The following is a 25,663-nucleotide window of genomic DNA, read 5'->3' on the forward strand; positions in this document are numbered from 1 at the left end:
CAAAATGAAATATCGAACAAAAACACATCTTAAAGAGTTATAAATAAGGAACTATTTCCTAAAAATGACATTATGAAAACATTTCTGCTGGCTGGAATCGCTATTATATTGGCTATCGCTATATGGGCACAGCATAAAAAACAAAATAATATGAATCTTAACAAGCTCACTCCGGAAGAAGAATATGTTATGTTGAAAAAAGGGACTGAAGCCCCTTTTAGCGGCGAATATAACAACTTCTACAAAAAAGGGACATACCTATGTAAACAATGTGACGCTCCGTTGTACCGTTCTTCTGATAAATTCGATTCAGGATGCGGCTGGCCGGCTTTTGATGACGAAATTCCTAACGCTGTTATCCGAAAACCGGATAACGACGGAAAACGGACCGAAATCATTTGCGCCAATTGCAAAGGACATCTTGGGCATGTATTTTTAAACGAACATTTGACCCCAAAAGAAACCAGACATTGTGTGAACTCGATTTCTTTAAAATTTAAGCCCGATAAACCAGACGAAGTATCCAAAGCTTACTTTGCATCCGGATGTTTTTGGGGAACAGAATACTATTTCCAAAAACTGAAGGGCGTAAAAGAAACTACCGTCGGTTTTATGGGAGGATCTACAAAACATCCGACATATAAAGAAGTCTGTTCTCAAGAAACAGGACATTTTGAAACTATCGAAATAGAATATGACCCGGAAATAGTCAGTTATGAATCTCTGGTAAAGTTCTTTTTCGAAACTCATGATTTTACCCAAACCGATGGTCAAGGCCCTGATATAGGAACACAATATCTCTCGGTAATTTTCTATGCCGATCAAAAACAAAAAGAAATTGCTGAAGAATATATACATAAACTTACCGTCATGGGATATAAAGTAGCTACACGACTTTTACCGGTTTCGACATTCTGGCCGGCAGAAAATTATCATCAAGATTATTACGAGAACAAAGGAACAACTCCCTATTGCCATAAATACCACAAAATTTTTTGACGCCAAATAATTGACATGCAAATATTTTAATGTTTCTAAAGCTCTGTTCTTTTATCTATATTGAACAGAGCTTTTATTCTAAGCCCGTTTAAATTTTGCTCGGGTTAGGTTTGAAAGTCGCTTTCGAAAATATTTTTCTGATTTTACGAAAAAATAGCAGGTTATCTGACAAGTGAAAACGGAGAAATAGACCGGAAGAAATCGCAAAGATGACCTGATAATATTTTCTTATTGGAAAATTTAGATTGGCTCTAAAATTTTTTTTGTATTATTGCACAAAATACAATAGAAATGAATCCTTTTACAATCATCGATAAATATTATACACAAGGAACCGCACTATATGATATTTTAGTAGATCATAGTCGTCAGGTTACACAAAAGGCTCTCGAAATAGCAAATACTCACCCCGAATTGAACGCAGACACAGAATTTATCTCTGAAGCAGCCATGTTACATGATATCGGAATCTTTCTTACCGATGCTCCTGATATAGAATGCCACGGCACACGGCCATATATCTGTCACGGTACATTAGGCAGCGAACTTCTGAAAAAAGAAGGTTTTCCTCGTCATGCTTTAGTCAGCGAACGCCACACAGGAGCAGGACTTTCATTAGAAGACATTATTAATCAAAACCTTCCGATTCCTCACCGAGATATGCTTCCGATAAGCATAGAAGAACAAATGATCTGTTTTGCTGATAAATTCTATTCTAAATCAAACCCTTTAAAAGAAAAAAGTATAGAACAAATCCGAAAGAGTATGAGTAAATACGGAGAGGCTTCTGTCGCCCGTTTTGAAAGATGGTATCACCTTTTCCTCCTCTAAAATATATTAAATAGGCTTCAATGCCTGATATGTTAGGGTAAATTGTGTATTTTTGCACCTCAATAACCTATTGGTTTGTGAATGTCATCGAGAAATAAGATTCATATAATAGTCCTTACCCTGTTTTGCTCTTTACTGCTGGTCAATCTTAGTGCCCAGCCTAAAAGGAAAAGCCAGATACGGCAAGCGATTTCCGCTTCTGCCGACACTGTCGCACCGGCAGACAGCAACAAAATAAAATCTATTTCCGATACTTTCCCTGTCTTACCCGATTCTATTTTTACCCGTCCTGACTCATTATTAAATACCGACTCTATTCCTGTCGATTCTGTCATGACCGATACAATACAAACTCCTCCTCCAAAAAAATCGCCATTAGAAGATGTAGTAAAATATACGGCAAACGACTCTATCGTATTTTTAAGTAACAACCAAGCTTACATGTATGGACAAGGCGTCGTAACTTATCAAGATATAGAGCTCGATGCAGACGAAATACGAATGAATATGGACAGCAGTACGGTGTTTGCTATCGGACGACCCGATACTACCGGTGAAATCATAGGAAATCCCATATTCAAAGATAAAAGCGGAGAATACGAATCTGCTACAATGAAATACAATTTTAAAAGTCAAAAAGGATATATCACCAATATCATCACTCAACAAGGAGAAGGTTATCTGACAGGTGGCAGTACAAAAAAAAATAAAGAAGGGGATTTTTACTTGAAAGATGGGAAATATACGACATGCGATGACCACGAATGCCCGCACTTTTATCTCCAACTTACCAAGGCAAAAATGCGTCCAAAGAAAAATATCGTTACAGGTCCTGCCTACTTGGTTCTGGCAGGAGTCCCCCTTCCATTAGCGATACCTTTCGGTTTTTTTCCTTTCACAGAAAAATATTCGTCGGGAATTATCATGCCGACATTCGGGGATGAAATGGCTCGCGGATTTTATTTGAGAGACGGCGGTTATTACTTTGCGATCAACGATTATATCGATTTAGCCCTCACAGGAGAAATTTATACAAAAGGGTCATGGGGATTGAATGCCATGTCTAACTACGTGAAAAGATATAAGTTTTCAGGAAATTTCAATATGGGTTATCTGGTAACCATACTTGGAGACAAAGGGATGCCCGATTATCAAAAACAAACAAATTTCCGGTTAATATGGTCTCATTCTCAAGATGCAAAAGCAAATCCTAACATGAGTTTTTCTGCCAGCGTCAACTTTACGACCAGCGGATATGACCGAAATAACTTAAACAGCTATTATAATGCAACCTCTTTTACGGAAAATACCAAAAGTTCGACAGTAAACATGACCTACAATTTTCCGAATACTCCTTTTAGCATATCGACAACAGCCAATATCACACAGCGAAGCAAAGACTCCACTTTGAACGTATCATTTCCGGACTTTACCCTCAATATGAGCCGGGTATATCCGTTCAAACGAAAAAATCCGGTAGGCAAAGAAAAATGGTACGAAAAAATCAGCTTAAATTATACCGGTCTATTCCGAAACTCTATAGAAACAAAACAAAATTTGTTTTTCAAGTCAAGTCTGATCAAAGACTGGCGAAACGGAATGCAACATACGATTCCCGTATCGGCAACATTCAGCTTATTTAAATATCTCAATATATCTCCGTCGTTCAACTTCACCGACCGAATGTACACCAACCGCATCATGCAACAATGGGATCCTCAATCGGCGGCTGTCGTAAAAGATACTACATACGGTTTTTATAACGTTTTTAATTATAGTTTCAGCGTCAGTGCTCAAACTAAGTTATACGGATTCTACCGACCTCTACCTTTTTTCGGAGGGAAAAAAATACAAATGATCCGGCACGTGTTCACACCCAGTGTCAGCTTTAGTGCTGCACCTGATTTCGGTAGTCCTCGATACGGATTTTGGCAAACGTATTCAAAAATTGAGAACGGAAAACGGGTAGATGTAAAATATTCTCCATTCTCTCATGGTATATTCGGAACTGCTCCTCAAGGGAAACAGGGTACGGTATCTTTCAATGTTTCCAATAATTTGGAAATGAAAGTCAACTCAGACCGAGACACGACCGGAGTGCGAAAAATCAGTCTTATCGAAAATCTCACCGCAGGAATCAGTTATAATATGGCTGCCGATTCTATGAATTGGAGCAATATCAATACATCGATATTAATCAAACTAACTAAAAATTTCAATCTGCAAGCTTCTGCCGTTTTCGATACTTATACTTATCAGCTCAATGAATATGGCAATCCTGTACGTGTAAATATTCCACGATGGAAAGCGGGGAAAGGATTAGGTAGATTATCCAGTACGGGAACTTCTTTCTCTTATACATTCAGTAACGACACATTTAAGAAAAAATCGAAAAGCAATACAAAAGAGACAGAGGCTTCGACAAACGAGACTCCAATTGATAATAATACTGAAAATACCGAAAACAGAGAAAACGAAAATCAGGAAAAGACAGAAGATACCGGATTAGAGATGAAAGACGGATATATGGTATGGAATGTTCCTTGGAGCTTATCGGTTAATTATTCGATTAATTACGGATATGGAACTTTCAATAAAAAGAAAATGGAATATAATGGAAAAATTACACAAAATCTTAGTTTTTCAGGACGTATTCAACCCACAAAGAATTGGTCATTCAATTTCTCGGCAAGTTATGACTTCGATGCAAAGAAAATAGCATATATGAACTGTGGTATTACCCGTGACATGCACTGCTGGACTATGAGTGCAAACTTTATTCCGGTAGGTCCGTACAAATCCTATAACTTCCATATCAGCGTGAAATCTTCATTATTAAGCGATTTGAAATGGGACAAAAGCGGAAATTCTTATGACCGCTTAAAATGGTATTAATCTATATTTTTATTTTCCAATAAAACTTTGAGAGCTTATCTAAACTTTTAAGAGAGCTGTACAAGAACATAAAAACAGCCCGAAAAGAGGGTTAAACAGTCCGGATATATAATTTTATCGGAAAATTCAACCCGATCCTCAGACAAATTCCAATACTATTTCTATCACAAAGCGATAAAAAGTTATATCTTTTTATCTTTTTGTTTACTAACTTTGTAAACAAGACTTATAAAAAGAAGAATCATGCACAAACAGACCTCGAACCTTCGGAAAAAACACCGGCACATAAAAAATAACCTGCTAACAGACGAATTTATATACACCGGAGATCGTAAAGGCGAAATGCATATTTATCTTACACAATATGATGCAGACAGTTATACTCAACATTCTTTCACATCTCCGGAAAAACTACCTCCTTTTATCCAAAACAGAAAAAAGAACTGGATACATATTTCCGGATTATCCGATACTCAAACTGTTGCGCTTATAGGTAAAACTTTAGGCCTTCATTCTACCGATATACAGGATATACTTACCAGCCAACATATTGCAAAAATAGAGACTTATGAAGATAAAACATTCCTTATCCTAAATACATTCTATTACTCTGAAAATAAAGAATTGCAGCAAGAACATATTTGTATAATTATGGGTAAAGAGTATGTATTTTCTTTTCAGGAATCAGATCTTCCACTCTTCGATAACGTAGAAAAGGCTATTACCCAAAATACCGCCCGCGTACGTAATCGCCCGGTAGATTATCTATTCTGTTTATTGATAAACAATATTTTCAGCAATTATTTAGATGTCATTGCAACACTCGAAGACGTTTTGGGTATAATGGAGGATGAAATCATCACGGGAAACCCTCATGACGATTTCGGTAACCGGATACAAGCAAATCGAAGAGATTATTTACAATTGAAAAAATCTATACTCCCTTTAAAAGACGATTTTAATAAACTGATGCACAATGAGAACAAACTCGTTTGCGACGATGACATGATATATCTCAACGATCTTGAAGATCGAATGTTGTTTATTATCCAATCCATAGAAATATGCAGAGAAACCTTAGCCTCTTTACTTGATCTATATTTCTCAAACAACGACTTAAAAATGAATGAGATAATGAAACGACTGACCGTAGTCACGACAATATTCATTCCTTTAACCTTTGTTGTAGGAGTTTGGGGTATGAACTTTAAGTCAATGCCGGAACTGGAATGGCAATATGGATACCTAATGGCATGGGGATTAATGGGGATTATCGTTATCGGAGTATGGTGGTATATAAAAAAACAACACTGGTATTAAAGCTTGTCTAAATCTTGCACGGATCGAGTTTAAGAATTTTTTTGAGGATATTTTCAGTTTTTATGGGAAAAATAGCAGGCTATTTAACGAAAGAAAACGAGAAAGTTTGAAAGAAAATATAAAAATGACTTGAGAATTATTTCTTTATCGGGAATCTTAAACCGGCTCTTAAAAAATAAAGCAATGAAACTTAATTCACTGCTTTATTTTTATCCATATAAAATCAATTAAAAATCATTTTTTGATAAATTGCAAGCGAACAACGTCCGTATCTGACTTAATCAAAATCGAATATATTCCTTGAACAAGAGACGAAACATCTATTTTGTTATCTACGGGAGAAACAGACATGAGAAGTCGTCCGTTTACCGAATATATTTTTGCCTCTTTGGCCACTATACCCTTAATAAAGATATTCGAAACAACCGGATTAGGATATATAGTCACGACTTCGGCGGAAGTCGTACTTAATCCGGTCGGAAGAGTCATTACTGCAATTTTTTCCGAAGCAGTAAAATAATTTCCCGAAATGGCAGTGATAACTACAAAATATTGAGTAGAACCGGTCAAGTCCATAAACGTAAAATTCGTTTCGTTCGTCACAATATTATCATATCCGTCCACTGGAGTTTCTCCCTTATACAAAGTTACATGGTACTCAGCAGCGCCGGCAACGGCATTCCAACTTACCGGAATTTTACCTTCACACACATCACCGACAGCAATAACAGGTTTTGCCAGTGAAGATGTTCCGTTTAATGTTACATTCACCGACTGGGCATAATCCGAAGTCAATGAAAGAATCGCTTCATGTTCTCCAGCCTCTTCCGATTCATAAGTTATCGTAATCTGCTTAAGCCCCAACTTATCTAAAATTACCACATCTGTATCGAACTTATCAGCATCCGCACCCATTATAGAAACTGTAATATCGCCATACAGGTCTGTAGCTGAAACTGTTATTTGCTGTTCAGCAACAACAGAAACTTCTGTCGCAAATTTTGAAATAACAGGTGTCTCAATAACCGGAACTACAGATGTCGTTATCGCTTCGGAAACGGCTTCCGGCGAAACAAACTCTCCATATTTGGCTATTATCTTAAAAATATACTCCGTAGCCGGATTCAAACCGGTTATTTGACAAAAAGTAGCGGTATCCACTTCTTTAGCAATATATCCGTCAACAGGTTCTCCCTCTACAGTCACAACAGTAAGTTCATACACGGTAGCTCCCATAACAGCATCCCAATTAGCAGTAAAACCGTCAGGTGTAATTTGCGTTGCAACTAATCCGGTAGGAGCAGACAATACTGCTGTACCATTCAATATCGTTGTTACCGGCTCAGCATACTCTGACACTAAAGTTAACTTAGCCGTATGAATTCCCGGCTTCACCGGTGTATAAGTTATATGTAACTGCTTAGAATCGGCATCCTTACCAATAGTTTCTTCTCCCTCTCCCAAAGTAAATACTGCTGCGTCATCTCCCGATATAGTAACTGAAATATCTCCATACAAATCGGTCACACCAACCGTTAAGGTTTGCAATGACGGCATGCCTGCAACCGATTCAAAGGGTTCTATAACAAAGGGATCGATCACCGGTTTCAATGTCGTTATTTCTTTTACAGAAGAAGACTCGGAAACAAAGTTTTCAATTTTTGTTTTCACCGAATATTTATATAATGTACCAGGTACTAATCCTGTAATGTCGACCGATGTCGCCCCAGCAACAACAAAATCTTTATACTCCCCTACTATATTGCCGTCAGCATCTGTTACCGTCAACAAATATGAAGAAGCATTTATTACCGGTTGCCATGTTGCTCGAAATGAAGTCAAATCGATATTATTATCATCTGCTTCTACAGAAGGAGCTTCAGGAAGAACGGTTACAATATTCAACCCCAATACTTTCGAATACGTATTATTTCCCTCATCTGTCACAGTAATATCTGCATGTTTTGCTCCCGTTACCGAAGGATTGTATATATATGATATTTCTTGACTGTCTTCTTGCCCGGAAGCTCCATTGATTCGAGTGGTCTGAAGAACAATATTCGGATCGGAAGATGTCAATATTAAATCGCCTGAAGGGTTGGAATAATTCACTGTGAATTTTCCGGTAAACGATACGCCTCCAGTAATCGTATCCGTAACCACTGAAGAAGGGAAAGATATAGGCTCTGTAATCGTAATAGTAGGTATCCAGCCATGAGCACAGAAATTTGTTCCCAAAAAACTCGAAGTCACATCATAATAGAAACGTATGTAACGATCATCTTTATTCAACGGCTGGTCAAACTCCACAGTACCACTTTTATGATTAAAACTACCCAACTGCCGATAAAAAGAATTATCGCTTGAGGCATACACTGTTAATGAGTTCGTATGGCTTGTGCAAACAAAACCATCTTTGTTTACAGACATTTTCAAACGTCCGGGAACATCACCGATCCAAATAACAGCCGAAGACTCTCCCGTTTTTGAACCATCCTTTATAAAAGAAATCTGATTCGTTCCCGAAACAGATGCTTTAGCCGTACCACTTTCAGAGCGGGAAAAAAGCTGATCATTACTTGTAATATTCAACGGCAACGACTGTGCCTCCTGTGCCGAAAGTCGTAAATTACCTAAACAAAATAATAAACTTAAAAAAAACGCGAGTCGTAAATCTTTCATATTACTCTTCTTTTATTGATTAATACCTATTTCTCTAAAAAATCGAAGCAAATGTAGATGTTTTGATTACAAGTATTATAATATAAAACATTGTTAACGTTTCCCTAAAAGATTTACTATTTATATAAATTCTAAATAATCAATTCTACTATTCTATTATACGGTAAATTCAAAAGATAGAAACAACGTATTTCAAAGAACTATACTTTCTATTCCAATTTCAAGAATTAAATTTTTATCTTAAAAATAGAACACGATCATTCAATCTTCAGAAATGTTAATAAATATATAAAACACAAACTATAACATCTAAACATTATGATAATATACTTATTACACAAATTTCCGACAATACTAACAAGAAAGAATATATTACCAACTAATTAAAAAAAGAATAGTAAATAAGCATTTTCGCATTAACTCGATCGATATATCCGACAAGAGACAAAAAATACACAATTAAAATCCTGCATAAATTTTCCGACAAAAAATATTATCAAGAAGCGTTTGAATTTTATGAAAATATTTTTTTTACAATCAAAAAAAGGGTTTCAGAACCCTTTGTATATCAAAATAAATCACTACCTTTGCCCCGATTTTGAGACCATATAATGTCTAACTTATTAACAAGAAAATCAATTATTTAAACAAATGGATCAAGAATTAAAAAACTCACCCGTCGAAAATTTCGACTGGGATGCCTATGAAAAAGGCGAAGTGTTAGGTGAAAAAAGCCGTGAGGAATTGGTCAATACCTATGATCAATCTCTTAACACTGTAAAAGACAAAGAAGTAACTGAAGGAACGGTTATCTCGATGAACAAAAGAGAAGTTGTCGTAAATATCGGTTACAAATCGGACGGCGTTATTTCGATGAACGAATTCCGTTACAACCCTGATTTAAAAGTCGGAGACACTGTCGAAGTGTATATTGAAAGTCAGGAAGATAAAAAAGGCCAATTGGTGCTTTCTCACAAAAAAGCTCGCGCTACTCGTTCTTGGGATCGTGTTAACTCGGCTCTTGAAAACGATGAAATCATTAAAGGGTTTATCAAATGCCGTACCAAAGGCGGTATGATCGTTGATGTATTCGGCATCGAAGCTTTCTTGCCGGGTTCTCAAATCGATGTTAAACCCATTCGCGATTACGATGTATTCGTAGGTAAAACTATGGAATTCAAGGTAGTAAAAATCAACCAAGAATTCAAAAATGTCGTTGTTTCTCACAAAGCTCTTATCGAAGCTGAACTAGAACAACAGAAAAAAGATATTATCGCCAAACTTGAAAAAGGACAAGTACTTGAAGGAACTGTTAAGAATATCACTTCTTACGGTGTATTCATCGACTTGGGTGGCGTAGACGGCTTGATTCACATCACAGATCTTAGCTGGGGACGTGTCAGCCATCCCGAAGAGGTCGTTTCACTCGATCAAAAATTGAATGTCGTAATCCTCGATTTCGATGATGAAAAGAAACGCATCGCTCTCGGTCTGAAACAACTTACTCCTCATCCTTGGGATGCTTTGAGTTCTGAACTGAAAGTCGGAGACAAAGTCAAAGGCAAAGTAGTGGTTATGGCAGATTATGGTGCATTTATCGAAATCGCTCCGGGTGTCGAAGGTTTGATTCATGTTTCTGAAATGTCTTGGTCACAACACTTGCGCAGTGCACAAGACTTCATGAAAGTAGGAGATGAAGTAGAAGCCGTTATTTTGACTTTGGATCGTGAAGAACGTAAAATGTCTTTAGGTATCAAACAATTGAAACCAGATCCATGGGAAAATATCGAAGCTAAATATGCTGTAGGTTCTCGCCACATGGCTAAAGTTCGTAACTTCACTAACTTCGGTGTATTTGTTGAAATCGAAGAAGGTGTTGACGGTCTTATCCATATCTCCGATCTGTCTTGGACTAAGAAAATCAAACATCCGTCGGAATTTACTCAAATCGGTGCAGAAATCGAAGTTCAGGTTTTGGAAATCGACAAAGAAAACCGCCGCTTGAGTCTTGGACACAAACAACTCGAAGAAAATCCTTGGGATGTATTCGAAACAGTATTTACTGTCGATTCAGTTCATGAAGGAACAATTATCGAAATGCTCGACAAAGGTGCTGTTATCGCATTACCTTATGGCGTTGAAGGATTTGCAACTCCGAAACATTTGGTAAAAGAAGATGGTACTCAAGCTCAATTGGAAGAAAAATTACCTTTCAAAGTAATTGAGTTCAATAAGGATGCTAAACGTATCATTTTGTCACACAGCCGCATCTTCGAAGATGAAGCTAAAGCAGAAGCTAAAAAAGAATCTGCAGCTAAGAAAGCAGCTAAGAAAGCAGCCAAAGCAGAAAATGAAACTGCAGCTATCAACAACAATGTAGAAAAAACTACTTTGGGTGATATTGAAGAGCTTGCCGCATTGAAAGAAAAGTTGGAATCGGAAAAGAAATAATCTGAAATCAAATTATAAAAAACAGGCTATCTAATTTTGATAGCCTGTTTTTTTATATTCTGAAAACTCATTACAGAACTATTTTTATTTAATTGTTTCAATATTAAAAGTCCTAATCTACAACAAACTGTATTAATTCCACTTCAAAGTATATAATCAACTAAAGGGGGACAACTTTATTATTCTTTCTTTTATGTGTTACTTTTATACTCACCGAATAACATACACAAAGCAAAATCAAAGGGTTATCTAATTTTTATACAGACATTTTCTAAGAACTGTTTTCGAAAACATTTTTCAGTTCCAACAAAGAACATACATAGTCGACTATCTGACGAATGAAAACAACAAGACATCCTCAAAAGAAACTCTCAAATCTAACTTGAGTAAAATTTAGACGACAGGTTCTAATTTTTAGTGGAAAATTTAAAAAGCTTTAAACAAAGCTCTATAAAATCTAAACAAATCCGATATTTTTTCGGTTGAAATCTATATATTTGTTTGCATAAACAGCAAAAAACGACTCCAGAATTTTTCCGAAACGTTTTTTGTCTGGAGTTCAAATCCGGATTACATTATGAAAAATTTCGAGTTAACGATTTTAGGTTGCGGATCAGCGATGCCTACTACCCGTCATTATCCCAGCTCTCAGGTATTGAGTTATGGGGAAAAACTTTTTATGATAGATTGCGGAGAAGGAGCTCAACTACAATTCAGAAGAAACAGACTGAAATTCAGCAGACTACACCATATATTTATCTCACATTTACACGGAGATCACTGTTTCGGACTGATAGGATTAATCTCTACACTGGGCATATTGGGACGTACCGGAGAGCTTGTTATACATATAAACTCCGAAGCCGAAAGGATATTCAGACCTCATCTCGATTTTTTTTGCCGAGAACTCCCGTTTGAAGTGCGATTCGAACCCTTACCAAGAAAATATGAAGTAATCTATGAAGACCGCACTATGCGCGTCTCCTCTCTACCGCTAAAACACCGTATACAGTCTTGCGGTTTTTTATTTGAAGAAAAAGAGAAACAAAGACATCTGATCGGTGATATGGTGAAGTTTTACAATATTCCGATTAAAGAACTTGCCGGAATTAAATCAGGTGCTGATTTTATCACACCGAAGGGAACGATTATCCCGAACGAAAGGCTGACACGCCCGGCCGATCCGATATCACGCTACGCTTATTGTTCAGACACTACCTATCTGGAAAAACTGATTCCCATGATCGAAGGGGTAGACCTGCTATATCACGAAGCGACTTTCGCCGAAGATAATAAAGTCCGGGCTAAAGAAACTTTCCATTCTACAGCTATCCAGGCCGCTACAATAGCTCAGAAAGCCCATGTTAAAAAACTGCTTTTAGGTCATTTCTCTGCACGGTACGAAGAAGATTCGATTTTCCTGAAAGAAGCTGAACAGATTTTTCCCAATACGATCCTCGCCAAAGAAGGTTTGCATATAAATATATGATTTTCAATAAATTATATAAATTTATACGGATCAGTTTCAAGAGTTTTTTAAGGATATCTTTCTATTTTCACGAGGAGAACAACAAGCTATCTAACAAATGAAAACGGGAAAAAGAGCGGAAGAAAACACAAAAATGACCTGATAATATTTTTTTGTCGGAGAATTTAGACCAGCTCTTATATCCTTTATTTATTTACGTACAGGTTGTTCTGCCGAATAACCATTTCCACCTCGTATCCATTTTCCGGCTTCTCCTGTCAGCCAAAGATAATGATCAGATTGTAACTCATCGTCTATTCCGATAAACATACCGCCATCACCTTTATAGTCGTTCAAAGGCACATCATTACGCCGTAGACACTTGAAGATAGCCGTAGCCTCGTCCAACTCGTCGAACATAGCGACATATAAAGCTTTCGCTCCGGCAGCCTGCGCTCCGGCAACCTGAGACCAGAAGAAATCTCCGTGATTGCGAGAAATAAAATCATAAGGTCTATTCCACTGTTTCATATTTTTCCACGAAAAACCGGGAAATACACAGGGAACATACAAGATATTATTCTTTTCACACCACTCGACATCGCCTACCAAAGTCTCTCCGCTCCTTTTTTCATATAATTCCTGATTATAACGTCCCACTGCCCAAGGCATAATAATATCGGCACGACGTATGCAGTCGTGTAGTTCCTGCAACTTAGAGCTACCGGCATCATAACAATCTCCGCCACCCTTACGCCAATCATAAGAAACGCCCAATAAATATGAGAATTCATGACCGGTAAATTCATCGATACGGTCCATCAATGTCACAAATTGTCCCGGAGTGCTTTTTTTGGCTTTAAAACCGACACCCCACAATGCAACCACCGGACGTCCGTTTTCATAAAGATACGACGGGTTTTTCTTAGTATCGGTAATATTGTACTTTTCCACTTTCGCTTTCCAATCGGAAGCAACAGCTGTAATATGATCGTCGTTGGAGAGACCGCTAAGATCATACATAAGAGCAAAAGCTCGTCCATACTTCTCTGCAGCTTTCAAGCACAATCCGAATATCTCATCCCGTTGAGGATTAGGTTTGACCACACTGCTCAAAAAAAGTTGCAGATAACACCCGTCTATACCATAATCTTTCATCCATTTGAAATGGAGGTCTATCGTGCTTTCGTCTGCCGAACTGAAAAGAAACGCCGGTTTCCCGTCTTTAAATATAAACGGAGTCTCATACACCTTTTTATACTCGCTTACATCAGGCCACAGTTCGATATTAGCAGCCCCCGCACCAAATGGCAGACGTTTTCCATTTTCATCTTTTCTTCCGGTATAATAATGTGTCCAAGAACGTTTCGATCCATCCTTATCAGTTGTAAACCAAGCCTGATAACCCACCATTACCAAACCTTTATAAGTAGGATATTGCACTCCCTTTATCTTTTTAGTCGAAGATTTTGCCGAAACACCCGGCAAAAGAAACAATGAAATCAATCCGGCACAAACCAGCCTCCGATATATTTTCATAATAATCGTATGTTTTTTATTTATGGCAAATATACCGGCGGAATATAAAAAAGTTCTTAAATTAATGGGGAAAACAGAATTAAAATAACAATACCTTCCGTTTATACTAATCTTTTTTATCAAATAATAAAAAGCAGAAAATACGTCCTATATTCTCTGCTCTATAAATATCAAATATGTCATCTCAACGCCTGTCTGAATTTCCCAATATAACTGCCTCTGCCTTTATTTTTTCGATTCAGCACTTCGGAGTTCTTTAAAAAAGGCCAATTCTTCCGGATTGAGACGTGCCAACAATTCTTTTTCGTATATGGCCATATCACGCTCCGATTCTACCTGATCTATAATACTCTGACCGATGTCATGAAGATCTTTCAGACTTTTGGGCGTCAATAACTTACTAACCACATTATAACCGTATGTACCCCCATGCAATACCATACCTAATAACAGAGCCATTTCCGGTTTTATCTCCAATTCTACTTTTACTCGAGTGTTTTCCATATTCTATACGTATTTTCAGGTTTTACTACTTACTATAATTTATCTACCAATTTCTCATCTATCAGTCTGAAACAGACATCATCCAAACGCTGTGTCGCCAACAAAAAATTATCATTGAACTGTTCCGGAGTAGAATGTCCCGCATCTACCAAATCGGTAATAGCTTTCACACACAGCAGTGGAATATTATACAACGATGCTACCCAAGCGACAGCCCCCGCCTCCATATCTTTCACTTCACCTCCGGTTTGCTTCATCTGTTCTAAATCATCTCCGGTTATATCCAGCGAACTGCCGGATGTACACACTCCCGATTTAGCATTTATTTCGGATATAATATTCAAAGGATCAACACACGGCAGATAACCCTGTCCCATTTTGTCCCAACCGGGAATCGGGACTCTGCGATCATGAAATACAACATATTTATTACTTAAATAAACATCTCCTATCTCTGCCCCTTTCGAAACAAAACCGCCTGCTGTCCCGGCATTAATAATAAGATCGGGTGAAAAAGACGATACAGCCAAATGCGCCGAAAGCACAGCCGCCTCACAACCGATATAGTCCAATCCCGTTTCCTGCTCTATCCCGTTCGTCACCAAAAATATTTCTTTTCCGGCATAGGATGCCCTATATGCCTGTGGAGGCAACGATCCGAAACAGCCTTCAATATGATGCAATCCGAAATGGCGTATCAACGGTTTTGCTTCGCCTTGCATAGCTACGATAAAACATACCTTTTTCATTATTTCCTATCTTTTATTGCGAAAAAAGCTTTGCATCAATTGTGTACATTCTTCTTGTAAAATCCCTCCCTGAATCTCGGTCTTAGGATGCAAAGCCTTCGGGGCAAATTTTTGAAATCCGCGCTTATCATCGGCTGCTCCGTAAACAATCCGAGAAACTTGCGACCAACCCAATGCTCCGGCACACATGATACAAGGTTCTAAAGTCACATATACAGTACACCCTATCAAATATTTACCACCCAATACACCTGCCGCCGAAGTAATCGCCTGCATCTCGGCATGAGCCGTAACATCGTTCAGAGTTTCCGTCAGATTATGACCTCTGGCTATTATACGATCTTTATAAACAATCACCACACCGACAGGAATTTCATCTCTATCATAAGCTTCTTTCGCCTCAAGCAGAGCCTGACGCATAAAATATTCATCCCGGTTTTCTTCCATTGAGTTTTCAATCTTCAAGATAATAATCGACAGTCGTCACAACACGTACGCTTTTTATATACGGAGTATTTACATCCCTGTCCTCGATAATGAATTGTCCTTGATTGGCACGTTTTATTTTACCTAATTCACTATCAGAATCCTTTGCAAATTTTTCGGCCGAAGAACGAGCATTTTTAGTTGCTTCTTCTATCATTCCCGGCTTTATTTCATTCAATTTGGTAAAGAAAAACTGTGGGTTATATTGATATTCTCCGCCTGTAATAGCAACTCCCAATTTCAATAAATCGGCCTGTTTATCCATTAATTTACGCACCCGATCAATCTGTCCCGAAGTGACGGTTATCACCGATGTAATATTATAACGATAAGGCGACTGAGTATTCGAATATCGTTCTGCTTTCATATCGATAATCTGAGGTGCAGACAAGGATATTTCGTTATCGGTTATTCCGTTATTTTTCAGAAAAGTTACAATGATCTGATTTTTACGGTTCAATTCATCATACATCGAAATCATATCATTACCGATTTCTTTAAATGCCAAAGGCCAGATCACCTTGTCGGCAGGAACTTCCTTTTCCGCCAATCCTTTAACCGTAACAATTCTGTCCCTATCTTTAATTTCCATCAAAGCATGGCTTAATGTCCACCCTAACAAATAAAGACCGATAGCAATCAATAATCCGGCTATCGGCAATTGAAATCGTTTTGAATCCATTATCTTAAGTTTTTAATTAATAAATTCTTCTATTCACAAATATAACATTTAAAAGAGAATAAGAGTCATCTTCCTCCGTTTTTTTAAACAAAAAATAAAAAGCATTGAGATGCATTTTGCGTAATTCATCGGAAAGGCGTATTTTCGTAAATAGATTCATCTTCAAAACTCCCGATTATGGCAAAACATAACCAAACAGGAAAAACCGGAGAAGAAAGGGCTGCCGAATATCTTATTGCCAGAGGTTATGTGATCCGGGATATTAATTGGAAAAACGGAAAACTCGAACTGGATATTGTCGCATATAAGGACCGGACGCTGATCATTGTCGAAGTAAAAACTCGAAGTTCCGATTTATTCGGACATCCGGAAGATGCGGTAAATACTCGAAAAATACGGCATATCATAGATGCGACGGACGCATATATACAAAAATACGATCTCCCGTTCGAAGTCCGGTTCGATATTATTTCCATCATTAAAAAAGGAAATGAGTATGAAATCGAACATATTCCGGATGCTTTTTATCCGCCGTTACTGTAAAATATAAAACAATATGGATATAGAACAAATACGGGAATTTTGCTTATACCTTCCCGAAACGACAGAATGTTTTCCGTTTGACGAAACTACTTTGGTCTTTAAAGTCGCAGGAAAAATGTTTCTTTATACGAGTCTCGAAACCGAACAACACTGGGTAAATGTAAAATGCGACCCTGATCTGGCAATCGAATTACGGGAACAATATGACTATGTAATGCCCGGATATCACGCCAATAAAAAATACTGGAATACGATCGTCTATGATAAAGCGAAAGAGAGACAAATGAAAGAATGGATACTCCACTCATATACTGAAGTCTTAAAAAAATTACCAAAAATCAAAAGAGAAAAGTTATTCGCGCAACTCGAAAACCTGGGAATTTAGAGCCTGTTTAAATAAGTCATTATTATAAAAACAAAACATGAGCAAAACTTTTATACACCTAAACGAAACTCATTCGACCAATTCTTACTTAAGAGAATTGATTATGAGAGAAAAAGAGCAACCCGAAGGTACAGTCGTAATCACCGATTACCAAACTGCCGGACGTGGACAAAAGGGTAATAGTTGGGAATCGGAACGGGGTAAAAATCTAACGTTCAGCATCCTACTTCATCCGAACCATATTCCACCGGGAAAACAGTTCATTCTGTCCCAACTCATTTCCATAGCAATCGTCAAAGTTCTAAAAGAATATGATCGGTATTTCTCCATAAAATGGCCGAACGATATTTACTGGAAAGAAAAAAAAATAGCCGGAATGCTGATCGAGGTCGACCTTACTGGTTTATCCCTCAGTAATGCTATAATAGGAATCGGCATAAACATAAACCAGAAATATTTTAAATCAGATGCCCCGAATCCGGTATCGCTTGCCCAAATTACAGGTAAAGAACACGACCTTCCCGAACTTCTTGAGAAAATTCTCGACAGTATTGCCGATGAATACAATACATATTCACCTGATAACGAAGAAAAAATAAAACAAAAATACATGGAGTTTCTTTTTCGAAACAGAGGGTTACATCCCTACTTATCCGGAAAAGAATTCTTCAACGCCTCTATCGAAGGAATAGAACCTAACGGACAATTGATATTGAAAAAAGAGAACGGCTCTATCCATACTTTTGCATTTAAGGAGATCTCTTTCGTGATTTAGACTCGTTCAAAATCATCTCCGCTTTTTCTATTTCCGCCAAACGTGTATAAATAGAATATAACGTTTTACGCAAATAAGGAGTAGTATATTGTTTATCGGCTTTCTCAAGATAAGATGCAGCTTCTCGGAAATCGGTATCCAGAATTCTGTTTTTTTCCCATTCATAAGAAGCATATTGCATTCGTGTAGGAGATATCAAACTATCATAATGCATTTCCAGCTCTTTTAATTGCTCAGTTCCCCGATTATACATAAAATTGCCCAGAAAGATCAGAGCATCCCGATTGGTCGAATCTTTTTGATATATCTGTTTATAACAGTCAAAAGATTGCAATTCTTCTCCCTGTTCAAGCAAAGCATCTCCTTTGAATTTAAGAAGTCTTTCATCACCCGGAAACATCTCTAAAAGTTCGTCCGAAATCTCTACTATACGAGGCGCATCATTTCTAAAACGATAAAAGCGAATTAAATAAGTATTGATCAATTTTTTCAACCATGGCTGCTCCTTCTTGATCAACAATAACATATTCTCATATATTTCAGATTTTCGATGAGCCATAGTCAAAGCATTCACACCGACGAATAGAGAATCCAAAGACACGCCGTTACGTTCCGAAAGTTCAACATAATGCATTACCGACTGAGGAGCTTCCCGGTAAGATGCCGCTACAACAGAAGAGACGTATAACTTTACTTCTTTCGGATTCTCGACCAACAAAATGTTATACATAGAAAGCGCCTCGCTCCATTCCCGATTCTCAAAATGAGTCTCTGCTTTACGATACAATTTCTCATTAATAATCGCCCCCTGAAGCGAATACACCATACTCAAAAATAATATGATAACAATCTTTCTCATCTACATTTTCCGAAACAAAGCAACAGGCTCTTATGTTGCAAATTTAATAAAAAAGGATCTATATATTTCTCTTTTTTGAATAGTAGTTTATCCCGTTCATTTAAAATGTTTAAATTTGGCAAGGAAACGATAAAACATGGAATTTTCTCAATTATAAAATCAAAAATATGAATATCAAGTACAAACGTATATTACTAAAACTGAGCGGCGAATCGCTTATGGGTGAAAAACAGTACGGTATAGACGAAAAACGACTGAATGAGTACGCTGAACAAATCAAAGAAATTGCAGAGCTGGGCATCGAAATCGGCATTGTAATCGGAGGTGGAAATATCTTTAGAGGATTGAGCGGAGCAGCCAAAGGATTCGATCGTGTTAAAGGCGACCAAATGGGCATGCTCGCTACCGTAATCAACAGTCTCGCCCTCAGTTCGGCATTAGATTCTCTGGGACAAAAAGCTCACGTATTCACTGCGACCAATATGTTTCCCATAGGTGAACATTATAGTAAATGGAAAGCGATAGATGCCATGAAACGAGGTGAAATCGCTATTATTTCGGGTGGTACGGGAAATCCGTATTTCACTACCGATACAGGGTCGGCTTTGAGAGGTATAGAGATAGAAGCCGATGTAATGCTAAAAGGTACTCGTGTCGATGGCATTTATACTGCCGACCCCGAAAAAGATAAAACGGCTGTAAAATTCGATAAGATCAGTTATGATGAAATCTATACCCGAGGACTTAAAGTAATGGACCTGACGGCAACAACGCTTTGCAAGGAAAACCGACTTCCGATCATCGTATTCGATATGGACACCAACGGTAACTTGAAAAAAGTCCTCACCGGTGAGAATATAGGCACATTAGTTTATTAATCCGAGAAACGTTTTGAGATTTGCCGAAACTATTTTATATTTGTTCCATAAAGAAATACATTAACATATCGGTTAAATAAGATCGAAAACATTTATTCTTACTGAGAACCGAATTTTATAAACCATCGTATATAAAACCACTATGACAGACGTAAAAACATATCTGGATGCCGCTGAAGAAAAAATGGCGATGAGTGTTGAGTTTTTAGATGAAGCTCTGGCGACAATTCGTGCAGGAAAAGCCAGCGCTCGCATTCTTGACCCGGTACGGGTAGAATACTACGGCAGTATGGTACCCATCAGTAATGTAGCCACCATCACTACTCCCGATGCCAAAACCATCGCCATACAACCGTGGGAAAAATCGATGTTCAAAGAGATCGAAAAAGCTATTCAAAACTCCGAAGTAGGCATTACCCCTGAAAACAACGGTGAAATTATCCGTTTAGGATTACCTCCGTTGACAGAAGAGAGACGTAAAGCTTTAGTCAAACAAGCAAAGCAAGAAGCTGAAAATGCAAAAGTAAGTGTACGGAATGCACGCCGAGACGCTATCGATGGATTGAAAAAAGCTATTAAAGCCGGAATGCCCGAAGATGTTGAAAAAGACGGAGAAGCCAGTGTTCAGAAAATTCACGATAAATACATTAAAAAGATAGACGATATTTTCACTGCAAAAGAAAAAGAGATTCTAACCGTATAATTCATAACTCCGAATCTCACTCTTATTTTCGTTGTAAAAAGAATTTTTTGAACAACATAAAACATATTGGAAGAACTAAAAGTCAGAACGGTTTGTTTCGCTTTTAGTTTTTCTTTTTTAAAATGTTCCGGATTTCCCGGACACATAGTCTTATCAAATAATATGGAACACGGACTCGTAATAAAAAATACCGGTAGTTGGTATATCGTAAAAACGGATGACGGTAAAGAGATCAAATGCAAAATAAAAGGTAATTTCCGTTTAAAGGGAATCCGCAGTACCAATCCCATTGCAGTCGGAGACCGGGTAGAAATAGAAAATAATAAAGAAGGGACGGCTTTCATTTCGAAAATAGAGCCACGAGAAAATTATATTATACGAAAATCGTCAAACCTTTCTAAAGAGTCTCACATTCTGGCGGCCAATATCGACCAAGCTTTATTAATTATCACGGTCAGTAATCCTTCTACCCATACGATCTTTATAGATCGTTTTCTTGCTACCGCCGAAGCATACCGAATCCCGGTAAAAATCGTCATCAATAAAACAGACAGTTACAACGAGGACGATACAGAATACATGAATGCTTTGATACATCTTTACGACACTATCGGATATGATTGTTTTAAGGTATCGGCATTGACGGGAAAAGGCATCGAGGAGATCAAGTCTCTTCTAAAAGGAAAAATTACCTTGCTGTCCGGTAACTCGGGTGTTGGAAAATCTACTCTGATCAACACTATTCTTCCGGGATTAAATCTGAAAACAGGAAATGTATCGACTTCACATCATAAAGGAATGCACACAACAACATTTTCTGAAATGTTCCCATTACCCGAAGGAGGATATATTATCGATACTCCGGGAGTAAAAGGTTTCGGTACTATCGACTTCGAACCGGAGGAGGTCGCTCATTTTTTCCCCGAAATATTTAAAATTTCCCGCAATTGCCGTTTCAACAACTGCACACATCGCCATGAACCGGGTTGTGCCGTACTGACGGCTGTAGAACAACATGTAATCAGCGAATCCCGATATGCAAGCTATCTAAGCATTATAAATGATAGCACTGAAGGAAAATATAGAGAAGGTTACTGATTTTTATTACCATACAGTCATCGATACGCCATCGCCCCCGAATGCCCGTATTGTACGACATCCGGAAGACAGAAAGCAATTAGAAAACCAAAGGTTTCCCATTATAGAAGTCTAAGACTTTTGAACGAAACAAAAAATCATAACGCGCCTGAACTTGTTCGGACAAGCTTTTCTCATATTTATTTTTTGCATCGCTATATTCAAAAACCGTTGATTTTCCGGCATCATATTTTTTCTGTTCATACTCGAATGAGATACGGGCTGCGTCCACTGATTTTTGAGAAGAAACGAACTTTTTATGTGCAGCTACTGCAGCATAATAAGCTTGCTCAATCTCTTTATAAAGCTGTTGACGGGCATTATCCAGAGCCAGTTCTTGCAAACGGATTTGCAATCGGGCTTGCTTTACCTGATTGCGGGTTACCAAACGATTAAAAAGCGGGACAGATAATGTAAAACCGAGTGTTTCGCTCCCATTATTACGCATCTGTTCGGCAAAAGTCCAGTTATTTTCATCTCCCCCCTTATAAGCATGATAATAGCTCGTCCCGTAAGACGCTCCGAAAGAAAGTGTAGGATAATATCCCGAACGAGCCTGTTTCAAATTATACCGACTGCTTTCTAAAGAATATAAAGCCGATTTTATGCCGGGACGATTTTCCACAGAAAACCTGAACGCATCCGATGGAGATACCAAAGTTGCCGTCTGTTGCAAAGTAACCGCCTTCATATCAGGCTCTTCAATATCAAAACCTTCCGCCTTTTCTAAATTCAGTAGTTGAGAAAGATCAACTAAAGATAAAAGCAGATTATTTTCCGATTGGGTCACATTCATTTCATCTTCAGCAACCAAAGCCCGACTTTCATACAAAGATGCCTCAGAACTTTTACCTTGCTCCACCATCTTTTCTGTTTTCTTCAATTGCAAACGACTAATTTCTAACTGTTTTTGTGCTATACACAATATCTCTTTATTAAAAAGGACCTGTAAATAATAAGATGTTACATTCAAGGCAATATCCTCTTTTGCTTTGTTCAGCTCCTCTACGGCGGCTTTCAAATCGAACCGAGCAGAACCGATCTCACTCTGAATCTTAAATCCCGTAAACACAGGGACTGACGATGATATACGAAATGACGTTGAAGATTGAGATTGATCTTCATAAACTCCTGTACGTGAAGGACTCCGTCCGAAGTAAAAATCTTGTCCGGCACTTCCGGTCAAATCAGGTAAACGGCTCATACGAGCTGTGTTCAACCGTATTTCACTATTTTCTTTTTCCAGCTGTTTCTGTTTTACCTGAATATTATTTTGTACGGCATAATCGATACATTGCGACAGCGACCATTTTTCTTGTGCGACAAGCGAAAAACAACACGATACCATACCAAAGCTTATTCCGATTATTTTACGAATATTCATCATTTCATTTCTTTATAATTCTATTTCCACGAATAAATTCCCCCTCTTTCACTCCTGAAATTATCTCTATCGATATTCCATCAGATAACCCTGTTTTTACCGGCCTTTGCAAAAATATCTGAGGACGACTCACACTATCCTGTACCAGTTGCACAAAAGTTGAATCCCCATGAAATTCCACCGCACTTTCCGGTATAGTAAGCACATTTTCTCTCCGATCCAAAATAATTTCAGCATTCGCACTATATCCGGCACGAACAAATACGGTGTCAGGAATCGAAGCCGCTGCTTTAATTTCGAACAAGACTGTTCCGTTCTCCTCTGTACTTTTCGGCGATATATATTCCAGAACCGCATCAAAACAAGCATCTCTGAGAGCACCGACCGTAAGTTTGATCGGCATACCTTCATGAAGTTGACCGACTTCTGTTTCGTCTATTTTACCTTTGAAAATCATGTCATTCATATTTGCAATAGAAGCTATCGTAGTACCGTCATTAAAATTGTTTGATTGTATTACGGAATTACCGACTTTTACCGGAACATCGAGAATCATACCATCGATAGTGGAACGAATCTGAGTATTGCTGTACTGTGCCGAACGTTTGGAGATTCCATCCCTTACAATCTCCAGATTATCTTGAGCATTCTGCAACTCCTCCTTCGCCCGGTTATTTTCCAATTGACATTTTTCAAATTCTTCCTTTGAAATCACACCGGAACGGAACAAATTTTGAGCCCGGTCGAAGTCCCGCTGAGTCTGACCGAAATTGATCCGAGCGACATTAACCCGAGACTCTGCAGCATTCAACGTTCCCATCTCCGGAATCACCTTTACCAAAGCAATCACATCTCCGGCTTTCACCATCTGCCCTGCTTCTTTATAAACCGCAGACACAATACCCGAAATTTGGGGTTTTATCAAAACTTCATCACGCGGCTCTACTTTTCCGGTAGCTATTGTTTTTTTCTCTATCGTCCCTTTTTGAGGAGCAATTATTTCATATATGACTATCTCCGGGCGAGACTTTCTCCATAAAAATACAAACGTACCGACAAGCATTATCGCAAATACCAGCAACAAAAAAAACTTTACATATTTTTTCATAATCTCTATTATTATTTTTCCTATTTATTCTTCTCGTATCGCATCTATCGCTTTTATCTGTAAAGCCCTCCATGCAGGCAAACATCCCGCCAGCAAACCGGTAACAATCAAGACAAAAGATGCTGAAACTGCTGTTGCAAAAGAAATCTGAGGAGAAGCGAAAAACATCTGTTCCCCGTGCGACAGATTTTGCATAAGTATATCTATCACATATAAAAGTCCCACTCCCATAAACAGACCGGCGAAACCGGCAAGTAATGTCAAAATGAGACTTTCGGACATAATTTGCATTAATATAGAACGGGGATAAGCTCCCAATGCCCGACGGATACCGATCTCTTTAGTCCGTTCCCTTACGGTCACTAACATAATATTACTTACACCTACCGCCCCTGCCAATAATGTTCCTATTCCTACAATCCAAATCAAAATATTTATCCCCCCAAACAAAGAAGAAAACATTTTAAATTCTTTCTCAACATTTATACTGCCGACGGCCTGCAAATCGTCAGGAGAAATTCGATTATGTTTTTTAATGGCTTTTTTCATTTCCTCCTCCAAAACAGAAACCGAAAACTTCTCATTGACAGACAACGCTATACAATCCATCTTATCCCCTCTATTATAACTCTGCTGCATAGTACTAAACGGCAAAATAATAGATGCTTCGGAACGGCCTCCTATCTGTATTTTCGTTACCGGAATATTCACGCCTACCACCCGATAAGCCACTCCATTAATTTGTAACAACTTTCCTAAAGGATTCTCTTCCGGCATAAACATCTCTTGATACACCTGTTCCCCTATTACGCAGACTTTTCGTCTCTCCCGAATATCCACCTCATTTATATAACGCCCATAAAGCATCCGTTGGGGTTCTATAAAAAGATAATCGGGAGAAAGCCCTTTTACCATGTAAGCTCCATATTTATTATTCCGTAATGTGTTTTTTTCATTCCATTCAAACATAATAGCAGATATTCGTTCTATTTCGGGAAAACGCTCCTTCAATATCTCCATATCCGATGTATGTATAGACCAATTACGCCCTTTTGCAAAACCGGCATAAGGTTCAGAGGTCCTCTCAGAAAAAAAATAACAGGAATTTTTCGGAAAATCTTTCACTCCGGAAATTATACCCTCCTCAAGTCCATTTCCCGATCCTGACATGAGTACCAACATAAATATTCCCCAAAACACTCCAAATGCAGTCAAAAGACTACGCATCTTATTCCGCATGATCGTAAGCCATATTTCCTGCCACTTGTCCTTATCAAACATAACT

Annotated in this window: 22 protein-coding genes; 12 read left to right on the forward strand and 10 right to left on the reverse strand. The window is 38.0% G+C overall.

The window, feature by feature from the left end; all coding sequences use genetic code 11:
* Positions 1 to 72 precede the first annotated feature (72 nt).
* The 4 genes from Q0093_RS05735 (at position 73) to corA (ending at position 6,045) form a co-directional block, all read left to right on the forward strand.
* Positions 73 to 999 carry a bifunctional methionine sulfoxide reductase B/A protein gene (locus Q0093_RS05735; RefSeq protein WP_297928904.1) on the forward strand — a complete coding sequence of 309 codons (927 nt, stop codon included), beginning with the start codon at positions 73 to 75 and terminating at the stop codon, positions 997 to 999.
* Positions 1,000 to 1,290: 291 nt separating this feature from the next.
* A complete protein-coding gene (locus Q0093_RS05740; protein WP_297928906.1) occupies positions 1,291 to 1,830 on the forward strand; it encodes an HDIG domain-containing metalloprotein in 540 nt (179 codons plus the stop codon).
* An 81-nt stretch (positions 1,831 to 1,911) separates the two neighbouring features.
* Positions 1,912 to 4,725 (forward strand): putative LPS assembly protein LptD, encoded by a 2,814-nt coding sequence (locus Q0093_RS05745; protein WP_297928908.1) that lies wholly within the window; start codon positions 1,912 to 1,914, stop codon positions 4,723 to 4,725.
* A gap of 243 nt (positions 4,726 to 4,968) precedes the next feature.
* Positions 4,969 to 6,045, forward strand: a complete 1,077-nt coding sequence (corA, locus tag Q0093_RS05750) for a magnesium/cobalt transporter CorA (protein ID WP_297928910.1) — start codon at positions 4,969 to 4,971, stop codon at positions 6,043 to 6,045.
* A 234-nt stretch (positions 6,046 to 6,279) separates the two neighbouring features.
* On the opposite strand, the gene Q0093_RS05755 is transcribed toward corA, so the two are convergent.
* Positions 6,280 to 8,727: a fibronectin type III domain-containing protein gene (locus Q0093_RS05755; protein WP_297928912.1), complete on the reverse strand. Its 2,448-nt coding sequence runs from the start codon at positions 8,725 to 8,727 to the stop codon at positions 6,280 to 6,282.
* A 651-nt stretch (positions 8,728 to 9,378) separates the two neighbouring features.
* Between Q0093_RS05755 and rpsA the strand changes: the two genes are divergently transcribed.
* Both rpsA and Q0093_RS05765 read left to right on the forward strand, forming a co-directional pair.
* The gene (gene rpsA, locus Q0093_RS05760; RefSeq protein WP_294179141.1) at positions 9,379 to 11,178 is read left to right on the forward strand and encodes a 30S ribosomal protein S1; all 1,800 of its coding nucleotides are present in this window, start codon (positions 9,379 to 9,381) and stop codon (positions 11,176 to 11,178) included.
* A 577-nt stretch (positions 11,179 to 11,755) separates the two neighbouring features.
* A complete protein-coding gene (locus Q0093_RS05765; protein WP_297928914.1) occupies positions 11,756 to 12,667 on the forward strand; it encodes a ribonuclease Z in 912 nt (303 codons plus the stop codon).
* 189 nt (positions 12,668 to 12,856) lie between these two features.
* Here Q0093_RS05765 and Q0093_RS05770 read toward each other — a convergent pair whose 3' ends face one another.
* The 5 genes from Q0093_RS05770 to Q0093_RS05790 form a co-directional block, all read right to left on the reverse strand.
* On the reverse strand, positions 12,857 to 14,185 hold the full coding sequence (locus Q0093_RS05770) for a glycoside hydrolase family 71/99-like protein (RefSeq protein WP_297928916.1): 1,329 nt from the start codon (positions 14,183 to 14,185) through the stop codon (positions 12,857 to 12,859).
* 225 nt (positions 14,186 to 14,410) lie between these two features.
* Entirely contained in the window at positions 14,411 to 14,689 is a 279-nt protein-coding gene (locus Q0093_RS05775; RefSeq protein ID WP_294179134.1) for a hypothetical protein, read from the reverse strand.
* A 32-nt stretch (positions 14,690 to 14,721) separates the two neighbouring features.
* Complete coding sequence (locus tag Q0093_RS05780; protein WP_297928918.1) at positions 14,722 to 15,438, reverse strand: hypothetical protein; 717 nt, start codon at positions 15,436 to 15,438, stop codon at positions 14,722 to 14,724.
* Between the two features lie 6 nt (positions 15,439 to 15,444).
* On the reverse strand, positions 15,445 to 15,885 hold the full coding sequence (locus Q0093_RS05785; RefSeq protein WP_294179127.1) for a nucleoside deaminase: 441 nt from the start codon (positions 15,883 to 15,885) through the stop codon (positions 15,445 to 15,447).
* 7 nt (positions 15,886 to 15,892) lie between these two features.
* Entirely contained in the window at positions 15,893 to 16,606 is a 714-nt protein-coding gene (locus Q0093_RS05790; protein ID WP_297928920.1) for an SIMPL domain-containing protein, read from the reverse strand.
* A 177-nt stretch (positions 16,607 to 16,783) separates the two neighbouring features.
* On the opposite strand from Q0093_RS05790, the gene Q0093_RS05795 reads away from it, so the two are divergent.
* The 3 genes from Q0093_RS05795 to Q0093_RS05805 are packed head-to-tail and all read left to right on the forward strand — an operon-like array spanning position 16,784 to position 18,309.
* Complete coding sequence (locus Q0093_RS05795; protein WP_294179122.1) at positions 16,784 to 17,149, forward strand: YraN family protein; 366 nt, start codon at positions 16,784 to 16,786, stop codon at positions 17,147 to 17,149.
* Positions 17,150 to 17,162: 13 nt separating this feature from the next.
* Positions 17,163 to 17,534 carry an MmcQ/YjbR family DNA-binding protein gene (locus Q0093_RS05800; protein ID WP_297928922.1) on the forward strand — a complete coding sequence of 124 codons (372 nt, stop codon included), beginning with the start codon at positions 17,163 to 17,165 and terminating at the stop codon, positions 17,532 to 17,534.
* A 37-nt stretch (positions 17,535 to 17,571) separates the two neighbouring features.
* The gene (locus Q0093_RS05805; protein ID WP_297928924.1) at positions 17,572 to 18,309 is read left to right on the forward strand and encodes a biotin--[acetyl-CoA-carboxylase] ligase; all 738 of its coding nucleotides are present in this window, start codon (positions 17,572 to 17,574) and stop codon (positions 18,307 to 18,309) included.
* On the opposite strand, the gene Q0093_RS05810 is transcribed toward Q0093_RS05805, so the two are convergent.
* Positions 18,284 to 19,168, reverse strand: a complete 885-nt coding sequence (locus tag Q0093_RS05810) for a hypothetical protein (RefSeq protein WP_297928926.1) — start codon at positions 19,166 to 19,168, stop codon at positions 18,284 to 18,286. The two genes, Q0093_RS05805 and Q0093_RS05810, sit on opposite strands and share 26 nt — an antisense overlap.
* Positions 19,169 to 19,335: 167 nt before the next feature.
* Here Q0093_RS05810 and pyrH point away from each other — a divergent pair, with 167 nt between their 5' ends.
* The 3 genes from pyrH to rsgA all read left to right on the forward strand — a co-directional run bounded on the left by pyrH (position 19,336) and on the right by rsgA (position 21,847).
* Entirely contained in the window at positions 19,336 to 20,046 is a 711-nt protein-coding gene (gene pyrH, locus Q0093_RS05815) for a UMP kinase (RefSeq protein ID WP_297928928.1), read from the forward strand.
* Positions 20,047 to 20,188: 142 nt separating this feature from the next.
* The gene (gene frr, locus Q0093_RS05820; RefSeq protein WP_294179114.1) at positions 20,189 to 20,749 is read left to right on the forward strand and encodes a ribosome recycling factor; all 561 of its coding nucleotides are present in this window, start codon (positions 20,189 to 20,191) and stop codon (positions 20,747 to 20,749) included.
* 162 nt (positions 20,750 to 20,911) lie between these two features.
* Positions 20,912 to 21,847: a ribosome small subunit-dependent GTPase A gene (gene rsgA / locus Q0093_RS05825; protein WP_294179112.1), complete on the forward strand. Its 936-nt coding sequence runs from the start codon at positions 20,912 to 20,914 to the stop codon at positions 21,845 to 21,847.
* 79 nt (positions 21,848 to 21,926) lie between these two features.
* Here the strand turns inward: rsgA and Q0093_RS05830 are convergent, their stop codons facing one another.
* Genes Q0093_RS05830 through Q0093_RS05840 form a run of 3 tightly spaced genes read right to left on the reverse strand, consistent with a single transcriptional unit; the run spans position 21,927 to position 25,659 of the window.
* On the reverse strand, positions 21,927 to 23,273 hold the full coding sequence (locus Q0093_RS05830; protein WP_294179110.1) for a TolC family protein: 1,347 nt from the start codon (positions 23,271 to 23,273) through the stop codon (positions 21,927 to 21,929).
* 1 nt (position 23,274) lies between these two features.
* The gene (locus Q0093_RS05835) at positions 23,275 to 24,378 is read right to left on the reverse strand and encodes an efflux RND transporter periplasmic adaptor subunit (RefSeq protein WP_297928930.1); all 1,104 of its coding nucleotides are present in this window, start codon (positions 24,376 to 24,378) and stop codon (positions 23,275 to 23,277) included.
* A 24-nt stretch (positions 24,379 to 24,402) separates the two neighbouring features.
* A complete protein-coding gene (locus Q0093_RS05840; RefSeq protein WP_294179107.1) occupies positions 24,403 to 25,659 on the reverse strand; it encodes an ABC transporter permease in 1,257 nt (418 codons plus the stop codon).
* Positions 25,660 to 25,663 lie beyond the last annotated feature (4 nt).

Origin of the sequence: uncultured Coprobacter sp. (genome assembly GCF_947855755.1) — a bacterium.
Taxonomy (GTDB): domain Bacteria; phylum Bacteroidota; class Bacteroidia; order Bacteroidales; family Coprobacteraceae; genus Coprobacter.

What these genes read in the sequence shown, in the direction of transcription:
- Q0093_RS05765 (WP_297928914.1), top strand. Translation starts at nt 11,756, where the DNA reads ATGAAAAATTTCGAGTTAACGATTTTAGGTTGCGGATCAGCGATGCCT.
- Q0093_RS05810 (WP_297928926.1), bottom strand. Translation starts at nt 19,168, where the DNA reads ATGAGAAAGATTGTTATCATATTATTTTTGAGTATGGTGTATTCGCTT.
- Q0093_RS05735 (WP_297928904.1), top strand. Translation starts at nt 73, where the DNA reads ATGAAAACATTTCTGCTGGCTGGAATCGCTATTATATTGGCTATCGCT.
- Q0093_RS05740 (WP_297928906.1), top strand. Translation starts at nt 1,291, where the DNA reads ATGAATCCTTTTACAATCATCGATAAATATTATACACAAGGAACCGCA.
- Q0093_RS05755 (WP_297928912.1), bottom strand. Translation starts at nt 8,727, where the DNA reads ATGAAAGATTTACGACTCGCGTTTTTTTTAAGTTTATTATTTTGTTTA.
- frr (WP_294179114.1), top strand. Translation starts at nt 20,189, where the DNA reads ATGACAGACGTAAAAACATATCTGGATGCCGCTGAAGAAAAAATGGCG.
- Q0093_RS05835 (WP_297928930.1), bottom strand. Translation starts at nt 24,378, where the DNA reads ATGAAAAAATATGTAAAGTTTTTTTTGTTGCTGGTATTTGCGATAATG.
- Q0093_RS05840 (WP_294179107.1), bottom strand. Translation starts at nt 25,659, where the DNA reads ATGTTTGATAAGGACAAGTGGCAGGAAATATGGCTTACGATCATGCGG.
- Q0093_RS05800 (WP_297928922.1), top strand. Translation starts at nt 17,163, where the DNA reads ATGGATATAGAACAAATACGGGAATTTTGCTTATACCTTCCCGAAACG.
- rpsA (WP_294179141.1), top strand. Translation starts at nt 9,379, where the DNA reads ATGGATCAAGAATTAAAAAACTCACCCGTCGAAAATTTCGACTGGGAT.
- rsgA (WP_294179112.1), top strand. Translation starts at nt 20,912, where the DNA reads ATGGAACACGGACTCGTAATAAAAAATACCGGTAGTTGGTATATCGTA.
- corA (WP_297928910.1), top strand. Translation starts at nt 4,969, where the DNA reads ATGCACAAACAGACCTCGAACCTTCGGAAAAAACACCGGCACATAAAA.
- Q0093_RS05770 (WP_297928916.1), bottom strand. Translation starts at nt 14,185, where the DNA reads ATGAAAATATATCGGAGGCTGGTTTGTGCCGGATTGATTTCATTGTTT.
- Q0093_RS05780 (WP_297928918.1), bottom strand. Translation starts at nt 15,438, where the DNA reads ATGAAAAAGGTATGTTTTATCGTAGCTATGCAAGGCGAAGCAAAACCG.
- Q0093_RS05785 (WP_294179127.1), bottom strand. Translation starts at nt 15,885, where the DNA reads ATGGAAGAAAACCGGGATGAATATTTTATGCGTCAGGCTCTGCTTGAG.
- pyrH (WP_297928928.1), top strand. Translation starts at nt 19,336, where the DNA reads ATGAATATCAAGTACAAACGTATATTACTAAAACTGAGCGGCGAATCG.
- Q0093_RS05775 (WP_294179134.1), bottom strand. Translation starts at nt 14,689, where the DNA reads ATGGAAAACACTCGAGTAAAAGTAGAATTGGAGATAAAACCGGAAATG.
- Q0093_RS05790 (WP_297928920.1), bottom strand. Translation starts at nt 16,606, where the DNA reads ATGGATTCAAAACGATTTCAATTGCCGATAGCCGGATTATTGATTGCT.
- Q0093_RS05830 (WP_294179110.1), bottom strand. Translation starts at nt 23,273, where the DNA reads ATGATGAATATTCGTAAAATAATCGGAATAAGCTTTGGTATGGTATCG.
- Q0093_RS05795 (WP_294179122.1), top strand. Translation starts at nt 16,784, where the DNA reads ATGGCAAAACATAACCAAACAGGAAAAACCGGAGAAGAAAGGGCTGCC.
- Q0093_RS05745 (WP_297928908.1), top strand. Translation starts at nt 1,912, where the DNA reads ATGTCATCGAGAAATAAGATTCATATAATAGTCCTTACCCTGTTTTGC.
- Q0093_RS05805 (WP_297928924.1), top strand. Translation starts at nt 17,572, where the DNA reads ATGAGCAAAACTTTTATACACCTAAACGAAACTCATTCGACCAATTCT.